The sequence below is a fragment of the Rhizobium sp. AC27/96 genome (assembly GCF_001692325.1).
GTDB lineage: Bacteria > Pseudomonadota > Alphaproteobacteria > Rhizobiales > Rhizobiaceae > Rhizobium.
Genome location: NZ_LXKN01000007.1, coordinates 163120 through 186660, shown reverse-complemented (window position 1 = coordinate 186660; position 23541 = coordinate 163120). Strand labels below are relative to the sequence as shown.

Here is a 23541-nt window from a genome sequence, read left to right as displayed (position 1 = left end):
ACGTCCGCATCCAGGCCGGCCAGAACGCTCGCCTCGCATTCAACCTCGATAAAACCGTCTTCTTCGATCCCAAAACCCAAGCAAGAATAGCTTGAGGGGTGGAGCTCACATGAACGACACGCCCGACATCGTCATCATCGGTTCTGGAGTGGGCGGCTCGACCGTCGCTTCCGGCCTGGCTGCAACAGGCGCCCGGATCCTCATCCTCGAGGCCGGCGATCACATCAGAGACAATCCGGTCAACCGGGACCAGCGAGCGATCTTTCAGCGCGGCCATTTCCGGCCGAAGGAGACCTGGTACGAGGCTGACGGCAAGGGGTTCAATCCGGGCAACTACTACAATGTCGGCGGAAATTCTAAATTCTACGGCGCGGTGCTGTCACGCTATCGACGCGAAGACTTCGATGTCATCCAGCATCGTGAAGGCGTCTCGCCGGCATGGCCCTTTCCCTACGACACACTGGAGCCCTGGTATAGCCGCGCGGAACGCCTGTACAATGTGCGGGGAGCGCTCGGAGAAGATCCGACGGAGCCCTTTCATTCGGGCAGCTACGACTATCCGCCGGTTCCCGACGAGGAGCCGATCGCGGATGTGAGGGCGCGCATCAAGAAGAAAGGGCTTCATCCGTTCTCGCTGCCATTGGGTGTCGATATCGACCGGTGGCTGGCAAAGGCGCAGACGCCCTGGGATGCGCATCCAAATTCCGCCGATGGGAAGATGGATGCCGAGACGGTGGCGCTGGCCGCCGCACTTCGGCATGAAAACGTGCGGCTCGAAACGAATGCGCGCGTGGTCAGGCTCGATACCGGCGCGGGTGGACTGATCGAAAAGGTCGTCTATCTGAAGAACGGCCAAACCCTTTCGGTGTCGCCGAAGATCGTCATTCTCTCAGCCGGTGCGGTCCAGTCCTCAGCCCTTCTGCTGCGCTCCGCCAACGACCGTTACAAGAGTGGACTTGCGAACTCTTCCGATCAGGTCGGGCGCAATTTCATGAACCACAATTCTTCGGCCGTGATCGGCATCTCGCCAGGTTTCAGGAACACTTCCGTCTATCAGAAGACATTCGCCTTCAACGACTTCTATCTGTCCGATGGCGAAGGGGGGCCGCCGCTTGGCAATGTCCAGCTTCTCGGCCGGGTCTCAGGCAAGATCCTCAAAGGGTCTCTTCCCCATGTTCCCGAATGGCTTCTCGGCCTCGTCGCCGGCCATGCCATCGACTTCTACGCGATGAGCGAGGATATGCCCAATCCCGAAAGCCGCATCATGGTCGACGGAGACAGGATCGTCCTGCAATGGAAGCGGACCAATTGGGATGCGCATCTGGCGCTCGTCGCCAAGCTGAAAGGCATTCTGAAATCAATCGGCTTTCCGATCATTCTCGCCAGACCCTTCGACAAGCGGACCCCTTCGCACCAGTGCGGCACCGTCCGTATCGGCCATGATCCGGCAACGGCGCCGCTCGATACCTTCTGCCGCGCCTATGACCATGAAAACCTGTTTGTCGTGGATGCAAGCTTCCTGCCGACGTCAGCCGCCGTCAATCCGGCACTGACGGTTGCAAGCCAGGCATTGCGGGTCGCCGATCACATCGCGTCGAAGGATTTGAAGCAGACAGACATCGGCGCAGAAGCTGGCCTGTCAACGCCGCGCATATAACAGGATCACAACATGGCTTTCGACTATATCATAACAGGTGCCGGACCCGCAGGATGCGTGCTCGCAAACCGGTTGAGCGAAGACCCGGATGTCAAGGTCCTCCTGCTCGAGGCCGGCGGCGGTGACTGGAACCCCTTGTTCCACATGCCGGCCGGCTTCGCCAAGATGACGAAGGGCGTTGCAAGCTGGGGCTGGGAGACCGTGCCGCAGAAGCACATGAAGGGGCGGGTGCTCCGCTACACCCAGGCCAAGGTGATCGGCGGCGGCTCCTCGATCAATGCGCAGCTCTATACTCGCGGCAATGCCGCAGACTACGACCTCTGGGCCAGCGAAGACGGATGCGATGGCTGGGATTACCGCTCCATCCTTCCCTACTTCAAGCGGGCCGAGGACAATCAGCGTTTCGCCGACGACTATCATTCCTATGGCGGCCCTTTGGGTGTCTCGATGCCCGCCGCACCGCTACCGATCTGCGACGCCTATATTCGCGCAGGTCAGGAACTCGGAATTCCCTACAATCACGACTTCAATGGCCGTCAGCAGGCAGGCGTCGGCTTCTATCAGCTCACGCAACGCAATCGCCGGCGGTCGTCGGCGTCGCTCGGATATCTCTCGCCGATCAAGGATCGCAAGAACCTGACGGTTCGCACCGGCGCGCGCGTGTCGCGCATCGTGCTTGAGGGCAAGCGCGCCGTCGGGGTCGAGATCGCCGGCAAGAATGGCACGGAGATCGTTCGGGCCGAACGCGAAGTGCTGGTCTCCTCGGGCGCAATCGGCTCGCCGAAACTTCTTCTCCAGTCGGGCATCGGCCCTGGCGACCACCTGCGATCGGCCGGGGTCAAGGTGCTGCACGATCTGCCCGGCGTGGGTGGCAACCTGCAGGATCATCTCGATCTCTTCGTGATCGCCGAATGCACTGGCGACCATACCTATGACGGCGTGGCGAAACTCCACCGGACGCTTTGGGCCGGCATCCAATATGTTCTGTTTCGCACCGGACCGGTCGCCTCGTCGCTCTTCGAGACGGGTGGATTCTGGTATGCCGATCCGGATGCGCGTTCTCCCGACATCCAGTTCCATCTCGGGCTCGGATCGGGCATCGAGGCAGGCGTCGAGCGTCTGAAGAACGCCGGCGTGACTCTCAACTCCGCCTATCTGCACCCAAGGTCGCGCGGAACCGTGCGCCTGTCATCGGCGGATCCTGCTGCAGCTCCGCTGATCGATCCCAACTACTGGTCGGATCCGCACGACAGGGCGATGTCTCTGGAGGGATTGAAGATCGCGCGCGAAATCATGCAGCAGGCCGCGCTCAAGCCATATGTCATGGCCGAGCGCCTTCCCGGCCCGAAGGTGATGACTGACGAGCAGCTCTTCGATTACGGCTGCGCCAATGCCAAGACCGACCATCATCCCGTCGGGACATGCAAGATGGGCACGGGCTTAGATGCGGTTGTCGGCCTAGACCTGAAAGTCCATGGCCTTGACGGGTTGCGGGTCTGCGACTCCTCCGTCATGCCACGCGTTCCCTCATGCAATACCAATGCGCCGACCATCATGGTGGGTGAGAAGGGATCGGATCTGATCCGCGGTCTGCCACCGCTTCCCGCAACGATCTTTTCATATGAACGCAACGACACGCGTCCCCGGGCACGGGCCGACGTTCGCTAGGTCCGCATAAATCGCGATGGCGAACAGCTGACAATCATTTGCCGACCGGTCCCACGAGGATCGGCGGTCCATGGAGTGACAAGAATGGCCGAAATCAAGGTAGCAGTGCTCGGGGCATCGGGCTGGATGGGCAAGGTCCATACCATGGCCTATCAGACCTTCCCGCATTTCTTTGGTGTATCGGGCGGCACCGCGCGTGTCGTTGCGCTTGTCGAAGCCAGTCCGAAGGTTCACGAGGATCTGGCGCGCAGGGCGCCCGACGCAAAGATCCTGCAGGATTGGAAGGAGGCGGTGAGCGATCCGGAGGTGGATCTGATCGATATCTGCCTGCCCGACAGCCTGCACTACGAAGTCGCCAAGGCGGCCTTGATGGCGGGAAAGCACGTCTATTGCGAGAAGCCGCTGGCAAATACGGCCAAGGAAGCGCGCGAGCTTGCTGATATCGCCAAGGCCAAGGGCGTGATCACCCGTGTCGGCCATGCCTTCCCGCGAAATCCGGTCCATGATCTTGCCAAGGAGATCATTGAGACGGGTGAAATCGGCGAGATCAAGATGTTTCGTGGCTGCCAGCATGTCGACATGTATGGAGACCCGAGCGCCCCCTTCATGTGGCGCGCCGACGGCAAGCTCGCCCCGACCGGTATTGTCGGCGACACCGGTTCGCATATTTTCAGCTTCATGGAGTTTCTGGTCGGCCGCGTCAGCTCGTTGATCGCCGACAATCTGATCGTGACGCCGAGACGGCCGGTCGTCGAGGGTCTTGCCTATGGTGAGCAGGTCAAGCTGAAGGGCGACGAGGCCTGGGCGGAGATTACCAATCCCGACGCCACAAACCTGCTTTGCCGTTTTGAGAACGGCGCAAGCGGCATTGTCGATTTCAGCCGCGTGGCAACCGGCCGCAAATTCATGCAGACCTATGAGATCTACGGCACCAAGGGCAGCCTCGCCTATACTTACGACGAGGTGAACCGCCTGCGCTTCTATTCGAATGACGATCGCGCCGGCAGAGCCGGTTTTCGCGAGATCGATGTCGGTCCGGAGAACCCGACCTTCAGGGCCTTTCTGCCACTGCCGAACTTCGCGCTCGGCTACAATGAGAGCAAGATCATCGAGGTTGCCGAGGTCATCCGCTCGATCACCACGAACACGCCCATGTGGCCGACATTCGAGACCGGTCATCACATCTGCCAGATCGTCGACGCGTGCATGGAATCCTCGCGCCTCAAGCGCTGGGTTGACATCCCCTTCGCGTGACCGGACGCCTATCGCAAGGACAGACGCCATGACCATTGATGTCCCTCAACATATTCTTGACGCGCTGACGGATGTCGGTATGCCGAAGCTTTCGGCAGAGGCGGCTTCATCCGAAACGGTGACCCTCGCCGGCATCGATGTGCCAGTCTACAGGGCCGGCTGTGTTGTGGTAGGATCGGGGGCTGCGGGTTTACGCGCGGCCGTCGAAATGAAGCGGCGCGGTGACGATGTCGTCGTCATGAGCCAGAGCGCCTGGGGCGGCACCTCGGCCTGTTCCGGCTCCGACAAGCAGACGCTTCACACGGCGAACACCGCCGATCAGGGCGATAATTTCAAGGCGATGGCACGCGCCATCCGCGCCGGTGGCGCGATGGACGAGGACACCGCCTATGTCGAGGCTGTCGGTTCCGCCCGCATGATGGCGTCGCTGCAATTCCTGGGATTGCCGTTGCCGCAGGACCCCTTGGGGGGCACGCTCCGATATCAGACGGATCACGATGAAGTGGGCCGAGCCACCAGTTGCGGCCCACGCACATCGCGATTGATGGTCAAGGTGCTGGCCGAAGAGGCAATCCGGCTCAATGTTCCGATCTGCAATCACACGACAGCCGTGAAGATCCTGACTGAAGACGACGGCGAGGGCCGCAGGGTCGTGGGCGTGCTGGCGATCCGCGCCGCCGACCGGACTGACGCCAACCCCTTCGGCATCGCCCTGTTTTCCTGCGGGGTGCTGGTGCTTGCGGCGGGAGGGCCCGGTGAACTTTATCGGGATAGCGTCTATCCAAATGGCTGTTTCGGATCGCTCGGTCTGGCGCTGGAGGCAGGCCTCGAACTTGTCAACCTGACGGAGAGCCAGTTCGGCATCGGCACGCGCCGGGAAGGGTTTCCCTGGAACCTCTCGGGAACCTATGTCCAGGCGATCCCGCATATTTATTCCGTCGACGCCGATGGAAACGAGCATCATTTCCTGGCGCAATATTATCGCAGCACCCAGGAGATGGCCTCGAACGTCTTCCGCAAGGGGTATCAGTGGCCGTTTCACTCCACCCGGATGCTGGATTTCGGCTCAAGCCTCGTGGATCTGGCCATCTACCGCGAAAATGCGGCGGGCTGCCGGGTCTTCATGGATTTCAACAGGAACCCGCTGCCGGTACCCGGCGACCAGCCCTTTTCGCTCGAACGGCTTGACGACGACGTGAAACAATATCTGGGCAATGCCGGCGCGAACCAGGATCTTCCAATCCAGCGCCTGCGGCACATGAACCCGCTCGCGATCGAGCTTTATCGCCGCTACAAGGTCGACATCGCAGTCGAGCCGCTCGAATTTGCCGTCAACAACCAGCATATGAACGGCGGCATTCTGGTCGACACCTGGGGTCGCAGCAGTCTTGCAGGTTGCTACGCCATCGGCGAGGCGGCCGGCACACATGGCGTGACGCGGCCGGGTGGCGCCGCGCTGAACGCGGGTCAGGTCTTTGGCACAAGGGCGGCCGAGCACATTGGGGCGAGCGGCAAGGCAAAGATTGCTCCCAAGACCGATATCACGGCGACCGCCCGAGCGGGGGTCTCCAATCTGCTCGAAACGCTGAAACCGGATAGCCCGCTGACGGTGAAGTCAATCCGGGCCGAAGTACAGGCTCGCATGAGCGAGAAGGCTGGCATCATCTGTGACGGCAGCAGCGTCGCTGAAGCCTTGGTGGCAGCAAGTCAGCTTAGCACTCAAATCCGCGAAAACGGAATAGCGTATGAAAGGGCAGCGGAAGCGGGGCGAGCCCTGCAATGGCGGCATATGGCGCTTGCATCGGAGGCGGTATTGTTCGCGCTGGACTACTTCATCCAGAACGGTGGCGGTAGCCGCGGCGCCCGCGCCATATGTGATCGGGTAGGGGACGCGCTGCCGTTTGATCGTTCCGGCCCTCTCGAGGAATACCGCTTCAGAAGCGAACAGGATGCCCATCGGGACGAACAGATCATCGTTTGGCTTGAAGGTGACGCCATGAAGATCCGTACACGCCCGATCCGGCGGTTCGACGAAAGCGCAAAGTCGCTTTTTGAGCGCGATTGGCCGGCTTGGCTGACAGGCCGCATCTACGACCTAGACGCCGATCAGTAATAGCTGAGCTGCTCAACAAGGCTATGCGTAAGGCGTGCCCGCCAATGCAGCCTTAAGGCCGATGGTTCCCTTGTCGACGACAGCGAGAAAGGCGGCTTTTGCTTCCTTTGTGTCCTGGCGGTGCCGAAAGGTCATGTGACCCTGAATGAGGGCGACGGCCCAGGTCGCCAGTAGCAGGCTGGCCGCCAGTTTGGCGTCGGGATCGGTTGCTTCCCGCCCAACGCTTTCCGATAGCGCCACCGCCACGACCTGCGCGATCTCGTCGCGTATCGCTCTTACCCGGGCCTTCAGCGTTTCGCTGCCTTCGATCGTCTTTACGAAGCCCTGGCTGCGAGCCGAAAAATCGACGGCAGGGCTCTCCTCCGCAACCAGCCGATGCGCGAATAGACGATAGGCCTCGATCGGAGTGACGCCGGCCTCACGCTGCCGCAAGGCCTCGCGCAGCATTTCGCGCGCCTCCTCATCGCGATCGAACAGCATGTCCTCCTTACGGGGGAAATAGTTGAACACCGTCATCCGCCCAACGTCGGCGGCAGCGGCGATCTCGTCCACCGTCACATGGTCGAAGCCGCGCTCGAAGAAGAGGCGCGTCGCGACATTCGAGATGTTCTGACGCGTGGCGAGGCGTTTACGGGTTCGCAGGTCGGTCGGAGTGGTCATGGAGAGGTTGATAGCAGGAATTTTATACTGAGTACACATTTTCTGTTGACGGCCACTCCCGGTGAGAGTAGCGATAATGTGTACTCAGTCTATTATTGGACTTAGTATCGATAAATCACGAAACTGCACAGACGACGAAGACCGAAAGCGAAGCATCATGAAGGCTGTCCAATTCAACGAATATGGAGGACCGGAAGTCCTGCATGTCGTCGAGATCGATGAACCGCATGCCGGCCCGGGTCAGGTGCGCATTGCCGTCCGGGCCGGTGGAGTCAACCCCTCCGACTGGAAGCGTCGGGACGGACAGTATCGCGACTTCGAGGAGGTGGCGTTTCCATCGGGTCTCGGCGTCGAAGCGTCAGGCATTGTCGACGAGGTCGGCCAGGGCGTTTCGAACATGGCGATCGGAGACGCCGTCTTCGGTTTCGGCGAAAGCACGATGGCTCAACATGCGGTTCTCACGCATTGGGCGCACAAGCCGGATGATCTGCCGTTTGATGTCGCCGCCGGCCTGCCTGTCATCGTCGACACGGCAACGCGTGCCCTTGACGAAGTCGGCATCAAATCCGGCGAGACGTTGCTGGTGAGCGGCGCTGCAGGCGGGATCGGCACGGCTGTCGTCCAGCTTGCGCGCCTGCGTGGGGTGATCGTCATCGGCACCGCGAGCGCGCCAAAGCATGACTATCTGCGCGGACTCGGCGCCATCCCGACCCCATACGGCCCAGGGCTGGCAGGATGTCTAAGGGAGCTGGCGCCAGATGGCATTGACGCTGCCCTCGATCTCGCCGGCTCGGGAATCATACCCGAGTTGATCGATATCGTCGGCGATCCCACCCACGTTCTTTCCGTCGCCGATTTCTCAGCTGAGGAATACGGCGCAAAATTTTCACACGGCCCTCCCGAGAACCCCGAGCAGATTTTCATCGATGTGGCTCGGCTCTATTCCGAAGGCCTTTTCCGCTTGCACGTCGAACAGACCTTTCCGCTTGAGCAAACCGCTGAGGCGATGGAGGTCAGCGCCAAAGGGCGCGTGACCGGCAAGCTCATCATTTCCATGGATTGAAACCCTATGAACAAGCCTCTTATCGTCATCTTTGCCGCGATCTGCCTGGACGCCGTCGGCATTAGCCTCATCTTTCCCATTCTTCCCCGCCTTCTCGAGGATGTGACGCACACCCAGAACATCGCGCCCTATATCGGTATCATGACGGCGCTTTACGCTGCCATGCAGTTCGTCTTCGCGCCGGTGCTCGGTGCTCTCAGCGACAATCTCGGCAGGCGCCCCGTGCTGCTCATTTCCCTGGCGGGTGCGGCGATCAACTACGTCATCATGGCGTTCGCCCCGCAGCTCTGGATGCTGCTGCTCGGCCGCGCAATCGCCGGCTTGACCAGCGCCAATATCTCTGTGGCAACGGCCTATATCACCGACATTTCGCCCGAGGATAAGCGAGCACGCCGCTTCGGCCTGTTCAACGCCATGTTCGGTATCGGCTTCATAGTCGGGCCAGTGCTCGGCGGCTTGCTCGGCGACCATTGGCTGCGGCTCCCTTTCATCGCCGCTGCCGTTCTGAACGGCTGCAATCTGCTGCTGGCTTTCTTCGTCCTGCCCGAATCTCGCACTCCGTCTCGCCAGAAGATTAATCTGGCCGTTCTCAACCCGCTTCGACCGCTGCGCTGGGTCTTCTCGATGAAGGGACTTCTGCCGATCGTCCTCGTCTATTTCATCCTGAGTGCCACCGGCGAGGCCTATGGCACGTGCTGGGCATTGTGGGGCTTCGATACGTTCCAGTGGAATGGTCTGTGGATCGGCCTTTCGCTGGGTGCCTTCGGTGTCTGCCAGACGCTGGTGCAGATCTTCCTGCCCGGCCCAGCGACAAAGCTGCTCGGCGAGCGATGGGCCGCGATCACCGGGATAGCCTGCGCCTGCATCGCTCTTGTCACCATGGCTTTCGCCAACCAGGGCTGGATCGTCTTCGCGATCATGCCGATCTTCGCCCTTGCCGGCATCGGCACGCCGGCATTCCAGGCGCTCGCCACCCGGCAGGTCGATTCGGCCAGCCAAGGCCAGTTCCAGGGCGTACTGACATCGGCGGTGAGCCTGGCCTCCATTATAAGCCCTCTGGCATTCTCGACTTTCTACTTTGCCGTCCAGAAAGAGTGGCCCGGCGCCATCTGGCTATCGGTCGTCGTCGTCTTTGCAATTGCTGTGCCGCTGGTCCTGCTCGGCACCAGAACCGCCCATCCCATGCAGGTGGCCAACGCCTGACCGAGGCTTAGCCGGCTTTACGCAGGCCCATCTTGCCATCCATCCCCAAAAATCCGCAGCGCTAAGAAATATATTTCACATGATGAATTATATTGACAATACGCAGGCCATGCGGTTTCTTGTCCCCATCGGAGCTCGAGGAGGAGTTTCGATCTTCATTGGGATCATCGGCCTCCACAAGGGTGGCCAGGGGACATTTGGGAAGGGGCTTCGGCCTCCGGGGAGGAACTTTGCGCAAATTTCTAAGCACGACCGCAATGGCTGTTCTGGCCGCAGCGGCATTCGTCTCGACGGCGTCCGCAGCCGAGACGGACAATCCGTTTCGCTGCAAGCCCGGCGAAAAATACGTCATGAACGTCATGGTATCCGGCGTCGAATACTGGTTCCCGGTCTATGAGATGTTCAAGCAGGCCGGCCGCCAGCTCGGCTGCGAGACCGCCTATACGGGCACGCCGGAATATGACGTCAACAAGCAGATCGCCACGTTCGATCAGGCACTTGCCCAGAACCCGGCCGGCATTCTCGTCCATCCGATGAATTCCGACCCGTTCATCGAGCCGATCAACCGCGCGATCGATCAGGGCACGGCGGTCGTCACCTTCGCGGCGGATTCGCCGCTTTCCAAGCGCATCTCCTTCATCACCTCGGACAATACGCGTGAAGGCACCTATGCTGCCGACGCGATTGCCGCAAAGCTCGGTGGCAAGGGCGAATATGCCGTTCTGGAGAATCCGGGCCAGGACAATCACGACAAGCGCATCGCCGCTTTCATCGCTCGCATGGAAACAAAGTATCCTGACATGAAGCTCGTCGGCCGCGCGGCCTCGAACCAGGATCCCAACAAGGCCTATCAGGGTCTCATGAGCCTGGTGCAGGCGCACCCGAACCTCAATGCCGTGTTCATGCCCGAGGCGAACTCGGCAATCGGCGCAGCCCAGGCCAACAAGGAAAGCGGTGGCAAGATCCTCGTGATGTGCGCCGACGTCAACGCCAACATTCTCGACATGATCAAGGCCGGCGAAGTGTTCGGCTCGATCAACCCAAACCAGGGCATGCAGGGTTACATGGGCTTCATGATGCTCTGGTTTGCCAAGCATCCCGAGCTGATCGACCCGATGAACGACGCCAAGCGTTCCGGCTTCAACCCGATGAGCATTCCCTTCGTCGATAACGGCCTATCGATCGTGACAGCCGCCAATGCCGACGACTTCTATTGGGACAAGTACCTGAAGCGTCGTGGTACGAAGGGTATCGAGGAGTAAGCCTTGCGAAACGGCTGTCCGGGATGAGGAAATCCCGGACAGCCGATGCAGGGTGGGCAAGGGAGAGGATGTCACGATGCCAGCACCGGTCTTGGAGATACGCAATGTCAGCAAACGCTTCGGCGCCATCAAGGCGCTGACGGATGTGACATTCGCCCTGGAAAGGGGCGAGGTGCATGCGCTCTGCGGCGAGAACGGCGCAGGCAAGTCGACGCTCATGAACATCATCGCCGGCGTGCTGCAGCCGAACGAAGGAGAAATCCTCATCGATGGCGCGCATGTGAAGATTGCCTCTCCGGCCCATGCCCAGACCTTGGGAATAGGTCTCGTGCACCAGGAAATCGCCCTCTGCCCGGACGCCACCATTGCCGAGAACATGTTCATGGCGGCCACAAATCGCCGCCGCTCGCCTTTCATGAATTTCGCCCGGCTGGAGCGGGAAGCGCAGTCTGTCATGAACCGCCTTGCTCCGATCGATGTCCGCCAGAAGGTCAGCGAACTGCCGATTTCAAGCCAGCAGCTCGTCGAGATCGCCAAGGCGCTGACGCTCGATTGCCGGGTTCTGATCTTCGACGAGCCGACGGCGGCGCTGACGGTCACGGAAGCACAGGTGCTCTTCGGCATCATCAACGATCTGAAGGCCCAGGGCATCTCGATCGTCTACATCAGCCACCGCATGGCGGAGATTTTCAGCCTCTGCGACCGCGTCACCGTCTTTCGCGACGGCCGCTATGTCTCGACCGAACGGGTGTCGGATATCACCGCTGAGGATGTGGTGCGCCGCATGGTCGGACGCGAGATCACCCAGCTCTATCCGGAAAAGCAGCAGGCGGCGGAGCGCAACGACCAAACCATTCTCTCCGTCCAAAACCTTGGTGACGGCAAGCGCTTCCACGATGTCAGCTTCGAACTGCGCAAAGGCGAAATTCTCGGGATCGGTGGCCTGATCGGCTCCGGACGAACCGAAATAGCCGAAGGCGTCTGCGGGCTGCGCCAGACAACGACAGGCGAGGTCCGATTACAGGACAGTGCGCTTCGGGCGACTTCCTATGCAGACGCGGTGCGGGCCGGCGTCGTCTATCTCTCGGAGGATCGCAAAGGGTCCGGCGTCTTTCTCAATCTGTCGATTGCGCAGAACATTGCCGCTCTCGATTTGAAGTCGCTGACCGGACGGTTCGGGCTCTTGAATGCGAAGGCAGAAGCGGATCGGGCAGGGGAGCTTGCGCGCCGTCTCGGCGTTCGCATGGGTGGCATCGACATGCCGGTCTCATCGCTCTCCGGCGGCAATCAGCAAAAGGTCGCCATCGCCAAGCAGCTGGCGGTCGATCCGAAAGTGATCCTTCTCGATGAGCCGACGCGCGGCATCGACGTCGGCGCGAAGTCCGAGATTCATCGCCTGCTGCGTGATCTCGCGCGCTCCGGCATCGGCATCGTCGTCATCACCTCGGAATTGCAGGAGCTTCTCGGTCTTTGCGACCGGGCGATCGTCATCCGCGAAGGCACCATCGCCGGCGAAGTCGAAGGCGCGGCGATGACGGAAGAGGCCATCATGCGGCTCGCTTCGGGCATCGGCGCTGGGCAACACACCACATCGAAGGCATCAGAGCATGCCGTCTGAGGAAAAAGCAGAAACGGGGGACAAGACAATGACAGATCACGCATTGGCGGCGACGAGGGAGCGTGCTTCTTCCTGGCGGAAGCTCGGAACGATGCGGGAAGCAGGTCTCATCGCCATCATTCTCGCCCTCTGCATCCTCATGAGCTTTGCCTCCCCGCATTTCCTGACGCTCGGCAATTTCAGGGCGATGCTGATGTCGTTCTCGGTGGAGGGCATCGTCGTCGTCGGCATGACGATCCTTCTGATCGTCGGTGGCATCGACCTCTCGGTAGGGTCGGTCGTCTGCTTCTCGATGGTTCTGTCCGGGTCGCTGTTCCTGATGGGACTGGATCCATGGAGCGCGTCGCTGATCGGCATCCTCGCCAGCGCTCTGATCGGGTGTGCCATGGGCTTCTTCGTCACGGTCATCGGCCTCAATCACTTCATCACGTCGCTGGCCGCCATGGTGATCGTGCGGGGTATCTGCCTCATCATTACCAAGGGCACGCCGCTTTCGCTGTTCACGCTGCCGCCTTCGTTCAAGGCGGTCGGGCAAGGCACATTCTATGGGGTACCCTATGTCATCCTGATCTTCGTCGCCGTGGTCGCCATCTTCGATTTCCTGCTGCGCCGGGCAACGGCCTTCCGCAAGGTCTTCTATACCGGCAGTAACGAGAAGGCGGCGCTCTATTCCGGCATCAAGACCAATCAGGTCAAATTCTGGGTCACCGTCCTCTGCGCCACGCTATCAGGCGTTGCCGGTGTCATCTACATGTCCAGGTTTGGTGCTGCGACCCCGACTTTCGGCGTCGGCATGGAGCTCAACATCATCGCCGCGGCAGTTATCGGCGGCGCGTCCCTGAGCGGTGGTTCCGGCACGATCCTCGGCGCCATTCTCGGCATCGCGCTTCTGTCTGTCGTCTCAAGCTCGCTGATCCTGCTCAACGTATCGGTCTATTGGCAGGACATGATCAAAGGCTGCATTCTCCTGACAGCCGTTTCCATCGACCATTTCCTTCACAAGCGGAAGGCTGCCTGACATGCCGATTGCAAAGCAGAAATCCCCATCTGCGCCTCGCGAGGAAATCGTCATCGCGCGCCAGATGCACCAGGCTCTCGTCCTGCACTTCCTCGAAGGCCTGACGCAGGCGCAGATCGCCGACCAGCTCGGCCTCTCGCATGCGACCGTCAACCGGCTGATCAAGCGCGGCCGCCAGCTCGGTCTCGTCGAGATCAAGATCAAATCCCCTGTTGAGCCGCTGGTCGACATGGAGGAGCAGCTTCTGGCCCTTGGCGGCATCAGCCGCGCCATCGTCGTGCCGACGGTGTCGGATAATCTGCAGACCACGCTGCAGACGGTCGGCGAAGCAGCGGCCCGTCTGCTGCTCGAGCACATCGCAGACGGCGATACGATCTGCATCACCGGCGGCAAGGGTGTCAGCGCTGTCGTGGCCGGTCTTCAGGCACCGCGCCGCTTCGATGTCGCCGTTATCCCGGCAACGGGCTGCGTCCAGGGCAAGCACTATACCGATGTGAACCACGTCTCGACGATGATGGCCGACCGCCTGGGCGGCCACTCATTCCAGATCCATGCGCCTCTCTTTGCCGATAGTGCTGCCGAACGTGACATGCTGATCAACATGCGCTCCGTTGCCGACGTCTTCAGGCAGGCGCGCGACGCCAAGGTCGCAATCGTCGGCATCGGCTCCATTCTTTCCGATGACTCCAGCTACTACGACCTGCACCCCTCTTCGAGCACGGACCGTGCCGCAATCGAGCGCTCCGGCGCCTCGTGCGAATTGCTTGCGCATCTGCTCGATGATGAGGGCCGTGTTTGCGACTACAGCCTTAACCGCTCCCTCGTCTCGCTAACTCTTCCGGAGTTTGCCTCGATCCCGACGAAGATCGGTGTGGCAAGCGGCCCGAACAAGGCAGGCCCGATCCTCAGCGTCATGCGCGGCCATCATCTCGATACGCTGGTCACCGACGAAGCGACCGGCGCGCGCGTTCTGGCGCTGGCAAATAGCGAAGGACAGCGCGCATGAATGGGCAACAATTGATACGCAAGATAGGCGGCTCGGACGTCAGCGCTTCAGCGGTCGGCCTCGGAACATGGGCGATCGGCGGTTGGATGTGGGGAGGCACGGATGAAGCGGAATCGATCGCCGCGATCCAGGCCTCGCTCGATGCCGGCGTCACGCTCATCGATACTGCGCCGGCCTACGGCCTCGGCCACTCGGAAGAAATCGTCGGCAAGGCGCTTGCCGGGCGCCGCGACAAGGCAGTGATCGCCACCAAATGCGGTCTCGTGTGGCATACCGACAAGGGCAGGCATTTCTTCGATCAGGATGGCAGGCCGGTCCACCGCTACCTTGGTCGCGATGCAATCTTCCACGAAGCCGAGGAAAGCCTGAGGCGCCTCGGCACCGACTACATCGATCTTTACATCACCCATTGGCAGGATCCGACGACACCGATCGAGGAGACGATGCGGGCGCTGGAAGATCTGAAGACGTCGGGCAAAATCCGGGCGATCGGCGCCAGCAATGTCGGTGCCTCCGAACTGCAAGCCTATATTGCGACCGGGGGTCTCGATGCCATCCAGGAGCGCTTCAGCATGATCGACCGGGAGATCGAGGCCGACCTGCTGCCGCTGACCCGGGCAAACGGGGTCTCGACGCTCAGCTACTCCTCGCTGGCGCTCGGCCTTTTGTCCGGTGCTATCGGGCCTGATCGGATCTTTTCCGGCGACGATCAGCGGCGGGACAATCCGCGTTTTTCCGTTTCCAACCGCCAGAGGGCGCTCGCTTTTGCTGACGCCATCCGGCCGGTGGCTGATAAACATGAGGCCAGCATTGCCCAGATCGTCATCGCCTGGACGCTTGCCCAGCCCGGTGTCACCTTCGCCCTTTGCGGCGCGCGCAATCCCGCACAGGCGCTCGACAATGCCCGGGCCGGAACCATCCGGCTGGGCGCGGATGATCAATCAGCCATCGATGCAGCCATTTCAGCGAAACTGACCGATATGGACAGGTAACGGATCACCATCATGAATCGTGAAGAGACGTTGGACGGGCTTCGCCGGAGCCCGAAGGTGGACGTGTGTGTCATCGGCGGCGGCATCAACGGCATCAGTGTCTTCCGGGAACTGGCGCTGCAGGGGCTCGACGTGCTTCTGGTCGAGAAGCACGATTATTGCTCCGGGGCGAGCGCCGCATTGTCGCGCATGGTGCATGGTGGCCTTCGTTATCTGGAGAACGGCGAGTTCAAGCTGGTGCAGGAATCGCTCGCCGAGCGTGACAGGTTGCTGCGCAATGCTCCGCATTATGTTGCGCCGCTGCCGACGACCGTGCCGGTCTTCGATATCTTCTCCGGACTTGGCAATGGTCTCGTCCGTTTTCTGGGACTGTCACGCCGGCCCAGCCGCCGCGGCGCCATCGCCATTAAGGCAGGTCTCAGCATCTACGACTTCCTGACGCGCAAGCGGGCGATGATGCCGCGCCATCAGTTCCGCGGCCGGCGCAGCACGCTTGCCAAGTGGCCGGCGCTCAATGCCGACATCAAGAGTTCCGCCACCTATTACGACGCCTGGGTCAGCCACCCGGAGCGCCTGGGAGTCGAGTTGCTGGATGACGGCCTCTCTGCGGGATCGAAGGCACTGAACTATGCCGACATCCGCGCGATGGGGGAGGGCCGATATCTCGTCCACGACACCATCACCGGCTCTTCGACGGCAATCGAACCCACACTCATCATCAACGCAACTGGCGGATGGATCGACATCACCAACGGCACGCTCTTCAAACCCGAAACACGGACGGCCCCTCTGATGGGCGGCACAAAGGGATCCCATCTCATCATCGACAATGCGGCGCTCTATGACGCGCTCGCCGGCCATATGATCTACTACGAGAACGAGGATGGCCGGATCTGCATCCTGTTTCCTTATCTGGGTAAGGTTCTCGTCGGCTCCACCGATATTCGCATCGACGATCCCGATAGCGTGCGCTGCGAGGCGGACGAGCGGGACTATATCCTGCAATCCCTGTCCTTCGTTCTTCCAGATATCAAAATCCGGCCGGAAGAGATCAACTTCCAGTTCTCGGGCGTGCGTCCGCTGCCTGCGAGTACGGACAGTTTCACCGGCCGCATTCCTCGCGATCATTTCTGCACGGTCGTGGACGACTCCGATGGCGGCCCATCGGTCGTGTGCATGATCGGCGGCAAGTGGACGACCTTTCGATCGTTCGGCGAACTCGCGGCCGATCTCGCTCTGGAGCGACTGGGCAAAGAGCGGCAAATTTCGACAGCCGACCGGGCGATCGGCGGCGGCCGGCGCTTTCCGCTCGATCGCGCCGCATGGATCGCTCAAGTGGCGGCTGAAAAGGGAATTCCGGGTAGCCGCATGGCGGTGCTTTTCGGCCGTTACGGTACGCAGGCCGAAGCAATTGCGGGCTTCATCGCCATCGCATCCGACAGGCCAACACCCCATCCGGATTATTCCGAGCGTGAGCTCATCTTCCTCATCCGCAACGAAGCGGCCGAGCATCTCGACGATCTGCTGCTGAGGCGCACCACGCTTGCCATATCGGGCAATCTCTCCCAGCAGATGATGGACGCGACGCTCGATCTTCTGGCGTCGGAAAAAGCCTGGACGCCGGCAGAGCGGAGTGCCGAGCGCGACCGCTTTCTCACCCTCTTGCGTGACCGCCACGGCGTCACCGAACGCACCCTTTCCGAACGGAACGAACAAAGGAGCCTAGAATGCGAAGCAACAGCAAAGTCCGGATGAACCGGCTGTTCAATGGCGGCCGTTGCCTGGACGTAGCCATCGATCACGGCGTCTGCAACGAGCCGTCCTTCCTCAACGGTCTCGAAGACATGCCGGCTGTGGTCGAGACCCTGGTGAAAGCGGCTCCGGACGCAATCCAGATGAATTACGGCCAGGCGGATCTGCTGCAAGATGTGGCCGGCAGGAACAAGCCGGCGCTGGTCATGCGCATCGACATGGGAAACCCATATAACCGCACGCGGCACCGCGACATGTGGGCCGTGCTCCAGAACGAGGCCGAACCGCTGATCGGCGCGATCGAAATGGATGCGGCCTGCGTCGTCGTCAATCTCTTCATGCTCCCAGACGAGCCGGACCTTTTTCGCCAATGTGTGCAGAATATTGCCCGCGTGCGCGCCGACTGCGACAAGTATGGCTTGCCGCTGATGATTGAGCCTCTTGTGATGCAGCCGGTCGACCAGGCTGGCGGCTATATGGTCGATGGTGATGCCGACAAGATCGTCACCTTGACGCGACTTGCCCGCGAGATGGGAGCGGATATCGTCAAGGCCGACCCGACGACGAATGCGGAGGATTTTCATAGGGTGGTCGAGGCGGCCCGTTGCCCGGTTCTGGTTCGCGGTGGCGGTAAGGAAGACCTTCGGGCCGTCTTCGATAAATCAGCGGCCTTGATGCGGCAGGGCGCCATGGGCATGGTCTATGGGCGTAACATCTATCAGCACGCCAATCCGAGCGCGGTCGTGCGTGGGTTGATGGCGATCATACATGACGATGCAAGCGGCGAGGACGCTTTCGCGCTTTACCAGCGCGGCTGATCGTGAAGACTGGGGCCTTGGGAGGGGCTTTGCATGGCAGATTATCTATTGGGGCTCGACGCCGGCAACACTGTCATCAAGGCGGTGATCTTTGACCGGGAGGGCAACGAAATCGCGGCGGCGGCGGAAGAAGGCCATAGCCGCATGCCATGCGCCGGGCAGGTGGAGCGTGGGCTCGACGAACTCTGGGCAAATGCCCGCAAGGTGATCCGCAGTTGCATCGAGCAGGCGGCGCTCCGGCCGCAGGACATTGCCGCGGTCGGCTGCGCCGGCCATGGAAACGGGCTCTATGCGCTGGATCGCGACGGTCAACCGCTGCTCGGCATTCAGTCGCTCGATACCCGAGCGGCTGGCCTTGTCGAGGAATGGCAGGCGCAAGGCGTCGGTGACCGCACCTATCCGATCGGCCAGCAGCGGCCCTGGCCATCGCAGACGCCGACCTTGCTTGCCTGGCTGAAACGGCATCGGCCTGAGACTTTCGCCAGGATCGGCACGGTTTTCCTGTGCAAGGACTTCATCGTCAATCGGCTCACTGGCGTGCGGGTCAGTGAAGTGTCCGATATGACCGGATGCGGCCTGCTCGATGTCGCCAATCGCCGCTACGATGGCGTGTTGATGGAGGCCTATGGCCTCGGCGACTGCATGGATCTCCTGCCGCCATTAATTGAAAGCGCTGATATTGCGGGAGAGATCACCGAGGAAGCTGCCAATCAGACGGGGCTTGCCGCCGGCACGCCCGTTGTCGGCGGGCTGTTCGATGTCATCGCCTCGGCCATCGGCTCCGGCGTCACGCGGACGGGTGATGCCTCGATCATAGCAGGAACCTGGAGCATCAATCAGGTCATCATCGACAGGCCGCAGCTGGCGGGGCCAGTCTTCATGTCCTCGACCTTCGACCGCGAGCGCTATATGGCGATCGAGTCGAGCGCCACTTCGGCGGCAAACCTCGAATGGCTGGTCCGGGAATTCTTTTCTGACGTCCCCACAGGCGGGCGCTCACCCTTCGATCTCTGCGGCGAGCTTGCCGCCGCCATTGTGCCGGCCGCGGACGACCCGATCTACCATCCCTTTCTCTATGGGGCGCAGCAGAACGGTAATGCCCGCGCCGGCTTTTACGGGGTTGCCGGCTGGCATACGAAGGGGCATCTCGTCCGCGCCGTCCTTGAAGGCGTCGCTTTCGGTCATCGCGAGCACATAGAGACGATGCGCGAGGCAGGGGCCGTCTTCAACGAAGCGGTGCTTTCAGGCGGCGGTTCCCGAAGCTTGATCTGGCCTCAGATATTTGCCGACGTGCTGGGCTTGCCGGTGTCGATCGCTCGTTCGCGTGAGACAGGCGCGCTTGGAGCAGCGATTGCGGCAGGAACCGGCGCTGGTATCTTCGCGGATTTTACCGATGGTGCAGCCTCGATGGTGAAAATGGAGCGCAACTACGTTCCAAACGTCAATTTGGCGGCTCACTATGAAAGACGCTACGACCTCTACCGCGACATCGCCAAGGCAATGGCCCCGATCTGGCGACGCCTCGCGTCGATAAAGGGCGATCAATAACAACTGGCACCGAAGAGCGGCCACAGTTTCGCACGGGCGAAAAATGCGGCCGCTCATCAAGCTCGTTCAGCCCCTGCATCCAAAATTAGCAGAGAGTTCTCAGCGCAACCCCTAGATTAGCGGCCTCGCAAGTGTCAGCTTACGCCTTGCGAGCAATCCAGAACCCGCAACATCAGGAGGCCAGAACGTATGAGCACCACCGAACCCGATGTGATCGTCGTCGGCGCAGGCCTTGCCGGTCTGGTCGCGACCTACGAGCTGGTAAAGGCCGGACGCCGGGTCCTCGTCATCGATCAGGAAAATCGCAACAATCTAGGCGGGCAAGCCTTCTGGTCGCTCGGTGGGCTGTTCCTCGTCGATAGTCCCGAACAACGGCGGATGCGGATCAAGGATTCTTATGATCTGGCGTTGCAGGACTGGATGGGTTCGGCTCAGTTCGACCGGGCCGAAGATTACTGGCCCCGCAAATGGGCCGAGGCCTATCTTCGCTTCGCAACCGACGAGAAGCGCACATATCTGCACGAGCTGGGTGTGCGCTTCGTTCCGACGGTCGGCTGGGCGGAGCGCGGCGACGGCAATGCGCTCGGGCATGGCAACTCCGTGCCACGATTCCATCTGACCTGGGGAACAGGCCCCGAACTGGTGCGCGTCTTCCGCGAGCCGGTGCTCGATGGCGAGCGGCGCGGCCTGGTGCGCTTTGCATTCCGCCACCAGGTGGATGAGCTGATCGTCGAACATGGTGCCGTGGTCGGGGTGCGCGGCACGGTGCTCGAGCCATGCGACGATCTCGAGCGCGGCAAGAAATCGCCACGGAACGGAGTTGAGAGCTTTGAATACCGTGCGCCGGCCGTGGTGTTGAGCACCGGCGGGATCGGCCATAACCTCGACCTGATCCGCCGTAACTGGCCGACCGACCGGCTCGGCAAGGCGCCGGCGCATATGATCCCCGGCGTCCCAGCCCATGTGGACGGGCGCATGCTCGGGATTGCTGAGACGGCGGGCGCCAACATCATCAATCGCGATCGCATGTGGCATTATGTCGAGGGAATCCACAACTGGAATCCGATCTGGCCCGACCACGCAATCCGGATCATTCCGGGGCCATCGCCGCTATGGCTAGACGCCAATGGCGACCGCATGGAGGCTCCGAATTTTCCAGGGTTCAACACGCTTGGAACGCTGAAGCGGATTCTCTCCACCGGCCACGACTATTCCTGGTTCATCCTCAACGAGTCGATCATCGGCAAGGAATTCGTGCTGTCCGGCTCCGAGCAGAATCCCGACATCACAGGCAAGGACATCAAGTTGCTGCTCCGTAGCCGGCTCTCCAAGAGCGCACCCGGACCGATAGAGGCGTTCAAGCGCAACGGCATCGACTTCGTTGTGCGCAACAATCTGCGGGATCTCGTCGCCGGCATGAATGAACTCGCCCGCGGGCCAAGGCTGGATTACGACCATGTCGAACGCCAGGTGCTGGCGCGCGACCGGGAAAGCGAGAACAAATACAGCAAGGACGCCCAGCTGATGGGGATCATGAATGCGCGGCGCTATCTGAGCGATCGGCTGCGCATCCTCAAGCCGCATCGGCTGCTCGATCCCAAACGTGGGCCGCTCATCGCCGTGCGGCTCAATATCCTCACCCGAAAGACGCTTGGCGGCGTCGAAACCAATCTGGACTCACAGGTCATGCGCTCCGATGGCAGCCCGTTCCCCGGATTGTATGCGGCCGGCGAGGCTGCCGGATTCGGCGGTGGCGGCGTCCACGGCTACAATGCACTCGAAGGGACCTTCCTGGGTGGATGCATCTTCTCCGGCCGCGCCGCCGGCCGTGCAATTGCCGGACAGCGCGCACCGTCACGATGAGCAAGGCGAGGATCCTCTGCATCTTGGGATCCGGATTGGTCAGGAAACCAGCGTTGTGCTCATGAGGCCGGCTCTTTGGGCGGACCGCTTCGGGTCGAAGCTTCGGAGAAGCGCGCCTCCATTGGCGCAAGACCGTTCGGATTGGGCTCCGTCAGGCAGCCGTAAAGCTCGGGACGGCGACCGCGTATCCAGCGCTGGCCGGTACATTTGTCCAGCAAATCGAGATCGATTTCGGCGGTCACCATGGCGTCGGCAGCCTGCCACGTCTCGACCAGGATCCGGCCATAGGGATCGAGAATCATGGCATTGCCGGTGCGCACTTCGTCCTCGTCCTGACCAACGCCGTTACTGAAGACGAGGAACATGCCGTTGTCATGAGCGCGAGACGGCAGCCAGCGCATAAACCATTCTCGACCGTTCGGGCCTCGAAACTCCGCTTCGATGGCGGCGGGATCCTCATGACGACGGGCCCATTTCTCAACCGGAATTCGCTTCAATCCGTGCGGGCTGGCGGAATGCCCGCCACCCGCCTGATGCGGCGCAATCAACAGTTCTGCGCCGAGCAGGGCGGTCGCGCGGGCGTTTTCGATGAGATTATTATCCCAGCAGATCAATATCCCCGCCCGGATGCCCCAAGGGGTATCGAACACAGTAAATCTGTCACCGCTCGAAATGAGCTTGTGCTCCCAGGCATGCAGTTTGCGATGGCAATGGCGCTGTCCGTCGGGCATGCAGACGACATAGCTATTGTATAATTTCTGATCTTCACCGCGCTCCAGCAGGCCAACGCCGATCGCTATACCCTTGTCTTTTGCCAGGGCCGCCACGTAGGAGACCGAGGGGCCGGAGAGAGGTTCGGCGAGAGCCTCCAGACCTCCGCCATCGAGCTTCGGAACATGCCAATAGCCGCAGATGCACATCTCGGGAAATACCACGAGCTGGTTGCCCGTTTGCACGGCCTCCTCGGTAAAATGGAGGATGCGGGAGAGATTGTAGGCCTTGTCGCCGGCGCGATGCTGAAACTGTACGGAAGAGACTTTGAAGGTCACGGCTATTGCTCCTGATTGTCATGGAGCGATTTGACCATTCGGGCATCTTTTCGTAAAATGATACTTTCGACAGAAATTATTCGATATTCGAATGGATCTTAAACTTCTCCGCGCCTTCATTCAGTTGGTTGACACCGGCCATTACGGCAAGGCGTCGGCGAAGCTGTTCGTCACCCAATCGACCTTGTCCAAGCAGATACAAGCGCTGGAGATGACAGCGGGCGGGCCGCTATTCGAGCGTGGCCGTCATGGCGCCAAGCTCACAGCCCTGGGTCAGCTACTGCATCAGGAGGCGCGCACACTCCTGCGCCTGAGTGATGATATCGACCTGAAGATGCAGCGGGCCAATGCCGGCCTGACCGGATCGCTCGACATCGGATTCGGGATATCGACGCTGGTCACCGCCCCGCAACTGATCGCCGGCTTTCGGGCAAGCATAGCGGAGAGCCAGATCACGCTTAACGACCTGCCGTCGCGAGAGCAGCATCAGCGATTGCTCGATGGCCGGCTCGATGTCGGTTTCTGCCGAGCGCCGGAAGGCGACAACGACCTGGCTTTCATGCCTGTTATCGAAGAGCGGCTGGCGCTGGTTCTTCCTCACGAAATGACGATTCCCTCCGAAGATCTGCTGCCGGACCTGAACCGTCTCGGCTTTGTATCTCTATCGCCGTTGCGCGGGCCGGGATTGGATTCGCAGATCAGCCGTTGGTGCTCCACGATCGGCTTTACCCCGCGTATCATCCAATATGCCGATGATATCCTGACGGTACACGCCGTTGTCGCGGCCGGTCTGGGCGCGGCATTCCTTCCCTGGCACGGCGTCAATGCCTTGGCCGGTCGTACCCACCAGCAGCCTCTTTCAGGCCCCGAGGCGACATGGCCCGTTGGGCTTTGCTGGCACCGGAGAAGTAGCAGTGCCCTGTTGAGCCGCTTCGTAGACTATGTGTCCAAGCATTACGGGTGAACCTACTCGAGATGTCGCTTTTCCGCATGACAC

Annotated in this window: 18 protein-coding genes; 16 read left to right on the top strand and 2 right to left on the bottom strand. The window is 61.0% G+C overall.

Features of this window, described 5'->3' with window-relative positions; genetic code table 11:
• Positions 1-109: 109 nt before the first annotated feature.
• The 4 genes from A6U86_RS09625 (at position 110) to A6U86_RS09610 (ending at position 6692) form a co-directional block, all read left to right on the top strand.
• A complete protein-coding gene (locus A6U86_RS09625; protein ID WP_068389672.1) occupies positions 110-1657 on the top strand; it encodes an FAD-dependent oxidoreductase in 1548 nt (515 codons plus the stop codon).
• A 12-nt stretch (positions 1658-1669) separates the two neighbouring features.
• Complete coding sequence (locus tag A6U86_RS09620) at positions 1670-3325, top strand: GMC family oxidoreductase (RefSeq protein ID WP_068389669.1); 1656 nt, start codon at positions 1670-1672, stop codon at positions 3323-3325.
• An 84-nt stretch (positions 3326-3409) separates the two neighbouring features.
• The gene (locus tag A6U86_RS09615) at positions 3410-4579 is read left to right on the top strand and encodes a Gfo/Idh/MocA family protein (protein WP_068389666.1); all 1170 of its coding nucleotides are present in this window, start codon (positions 3410-3412) and stop codon (positions 4577-4579) included.
• 28 nt (positions 4580-4607) lie between these two features.
• Entirely contained in the window at positions 4608-6692 is a 2085-nt protein-coding gene (locus A6U86_RS09610) for an FAD-binding protein (protein WP_068389663.1), read from the top strand.
• A gap of 21 nt (positions 6693-6713) precedes the next feature.
• Here A6U86_RS09610 and A6U86_RS09605 read toward each other — a convergent pair whose 3' ends face one another.
• Positions 6714-7352, bottom strand: a complete 639-nt coding sequence (locus A6U86_RS09605) for a TetR/AcrR family transcriptional regulator (RefSeq protein WP_068389660.1) — start codon at positions 7350-7352, stop codon at positions 6714-6716.
• A 157-nt stretch (positions 7353-7509) separates the two neighbouring features.
• Here A6U86_RS09605 and A6U86_RS09600 point away from each other — a divergent pair, with 157 nt between their 5' ends.
• The 11 genes from A6U86_RS09600 to A6U86_RS09550 all read left to right on the top strand — a co-directional run bounded on the left by A6U86_RS09600 (position 7510) and on the right by A6U86_RS09550 (position 21495).
• Positions 7510-8415: an NADP-dependent oxidoreductase gene (locus A6U86_RS09600; protein WP_068389656.1), complete on the top strand. Its 906-nt coding sequence runs from the start codon at positions 7510-7512 to the stop codon at positions 8413-8415.
• A gap of 6 nt (positions 8416-8421) precedes the next feature.
• Complete coding sequence (locus A6U86_RS09595) at positions 8422-9618, top strand: TCR/Tet family MFS transporter (RefSeq protein ID WP_068389654.1); 1197 nt, start codon at positions 8422-8424, stop codon at positions 9616-9618.
• Positions 9619-9848: 230 nt separating this feature from the next.
• On the top strand, positions 9849-10880 hold the full coding sequence (locus tag A6U86_RS09590; RefSeq protein ID WP_068389650.1) for a substrate-binding domain-containing protein: 1032 nt from the start codon (positions 9849-9851) through the stop codon (positions 10878-10880).
• 76 nt (positions 10881-10956) lie between these two features.
• Positions 10957-12498 (top strand): sugar ABC transporter ATP-binding protein, encoded by a 1542-nt coding sequence (locus tag A6U86_RS09585; protein WP_068389755.1) that lies wholly within the window; start codon positions 10957-10959, stop codon positions 12496-12498.
• Positions 12499-12526: 28 nt separating this feature from the next.
• A complete protein-coding gene (locus A6U86_RS09580) occupies positions 12527-13516 on the top strand; it encodes an ABC transporter permease (RefSeq protein ID WP_083196774.1) in 990 nt (329 codons plus the stop codon).
• Between the two features lies 1 nt (position 13517).
• Complete coding sequence (locus A6U86_RS09575) at positions 13518-14522, top strand: sugar-binding transcriptional regulator (RefSeq protein ID WP_068389643.1); 1005 nt, start codon at positions 13518-13520, stop codon at positions 14520-14522.
• A complete protein-coding gene (locus tag A6U86_RS09570; protein ID WP_068389640.1) occupies positions 14519-15514 on the top strand; it encodes an aldo/keto reductase in 996 nt (331 codons plus the stop codon). The genes A6U86_RS09575 and A6U86_RS09570 overlap by 4 nt, the downstream gene beginning before the upstream one ends.
• A 12-nt stretch (positions 15515-15526) precedes the next feature.
• A complete protein-coding gene (locus A6U86_RS09565) occupies positions 15527-17269 on the top strand; it encodes a glycerol-3-phosphate dehydrogenase/oxidase (protein WP_068389637.1) in 1743 nt (580 codons plus the stop codon).
• On the top strand, positions 17242-18084 hold the full coding sequence (locus A6U86_RS09560) for a class I fructose-bisphosphate aldolase (RefSeq protein ID WP_083196771.1): 843 nt from the start codon (positions 17242-17244) through the stop codon (positions 18082-18084). Before A6U86_RS09565 ends, A6U86_RS09560 begins: the two co-directional genes overlap by 28 nt.
• Before the next feature lie 33 nt (positions 18085-18117).
• The gene (locus A6U86_RS09555) at positions 18118-19632 is read left to right on the top strand and encodes an FGGY-family carbohydrate kinase (RefSeq protein ID WP_068389631.1); all 1515 of its coding nucleotides are present in this window, start codon (positions 18118-18120) and stop codon (positions 19630-19632) included.
• 189 nt (positions 19633-19821) lie between these two features.
• Positions 19822-21495 carry an FAD-binding dehydrogenase gene (locus A6U86_RS09550; RefSeq protein WP_068389627.1) on the top strand — a complete coding sequence of 558 codons (1674 nt, stop codon included), beginning with the start codon at positions 19822-19824 and terminating at the stop codon, positions 21493-21495.
• A gap of 59 nt (positions 21496-21554) precedes the next feature.
• Here A6U86_RS09550 and A6U86_RS09545 read toward each other — a convergent pair whose 3' ends face one another.
• Positions 21555-22544 carry a nitrilase family protein gene (locus tag A6U86_RS09545; RefSeq protein ID WP_068389624.1) on the bottom strand — a complete coding sequence of 330 codons (990 nt, stop codon included), beginning with the start codon at positions 22542-22544 and terminating at the stop codon, positions 21555-21557.
• A gap of 91 nt (positions 22545-22635) precedes the next feature.
• Here A6U86_RS09545 and A6U86_RS09540 point away from each other — a divergent pair, with 91 nt between their 5' ends.
• Complete coding sequence (locus tag A6U86_RS09540; protein ID WP_068389621.1) at positions 22636-23508, top strand: LysR family transcriptional regulator; 873 nt, start codon at positions 22636-22638, stop codon at positions 23506-23508.
• Positions 23509-23541 lie beyond the last annotated feature (33 nt).

What these genes read in the sequence shown, in the direction of transcription:
- A6U86_RS09540 (WP_068389621.1), top strand. Translation starts at nt 22,636, where the DNA reads ATGGATCTTAAACTTCTCCGCGCCTTCATTCAGTTGGTTGACACCGGC.
- A6U86_RS09620 (WP_068389669.1), top strand. Translation starts at nt 1,670, where the DNA reads ATGGCTTTCGACTATATCATAACAGGTGCCGGACCCGCAGGATGCGTG.
- A6U86_RS09560 (WP_083196771.1), top strand. Translation starts at nt 17,242, where the DNA reads ATGCGAAGCAACAGCAAAGTCCGGATGAACCGGCTGTTCAATGGCGGC.
- A6U86_RS09555 (WP_068389631.1), top strand. Translation starts at nt 18,118, where the DNA reads ATGGCAGATTATCTATTGGGGCTCGACGCCGGCAACACTGTCATCAAG.
- A6U86_RS09575 (WP_068389643.1), top strand. Translation starts at nt 13,518, where the DNA reads ATGCCGATTGCAAAGCAGAAATCCCCATCTGCGCCTCGCGAGGAAATC.
- A6U86_RS09550 (WP_068389627.1), top strand. Translation starts at nt 19,822, where the DNA reads ATGAGCACCACCGAACCCGATGTGATCGTCGTCGGCGCAGGCCTTGCC.
- A6U86_RS09585 (WP_068389755.1), top strand. Translation starts at nt 10,957, where the DNA reads ATGCCAGCACCGGTCTTGGAGATACGCAATGTCAGCAAACGCTTCGGC.
- A6U86_RS09570 (WP_068389640.1), top strand. Translation starts at nt 14,519, where the DNA reads ATGAATGGGCAACAATTGATACGCAAGATAGGCGGCTCGGACGTCAGC.
- A6U86_RS09605 (WP_068389660.1), bottom strand. Translation starts at nt 7,352, where the DNA reads ATGACCACTCCGACCGACCTGCGAACCCGTAAACGCCTCGCCACGCGT.
- A6U86_RS09595 (WP_068389654.1), top strand. Translation starts at nt 8,422, where the DNA reads ATGAACAAGCCTCTTATCGTCATCTTTGCCGCGATCTGCCTGGACGCC.
- A6U86_RS09610 (WP_068389663.1), top strand. Translation starts at nt 4,608, where the DNA reads ATGACCATTGATGTCCCTCAACATATTCTTGACGCGCTGACGGATGTC.
- A6U86_RS09580 (WP_083196774.1), top strand. Translation starts at nt 12,527, where the DNA reads ATGACAGATCACGCATTGGCGGCGACGAGGGAGCGTGCTTCTTCCTGG.
- A6U86_RS09615 (WP_068389666.1), top strand. Translation starts at nt 3,410, where the DNA reads ATGGCCGAAATCAAGGTAGCAGTGCTCGGGGCATCGGGCTGGATGGGC.
- A6U86_RS09565 (WP_068389637.1), top strand. Translation starts at nt 15,527, where the DNA reads ATGAATCGTGAAGAGACGTTGGACGGGCTTCGCCGGAGCCCGAAGGTG.
- A6U86_RS09625 (WP_068389672.1), top strand. Translation starts at nt 110, where the DNA reads ATGAACGACACGCCCGACATCGTCATCATCGGTTCTGGAGTGGGCGGC.
- A6U86_RS09600 (WP_068389656.1), top strand. Translation starts at nt 7,510, where the DNA reads ATGAAGGCTGTCCAATTCAACGAATATGGAGGACCGGAAGTCCTGCAT.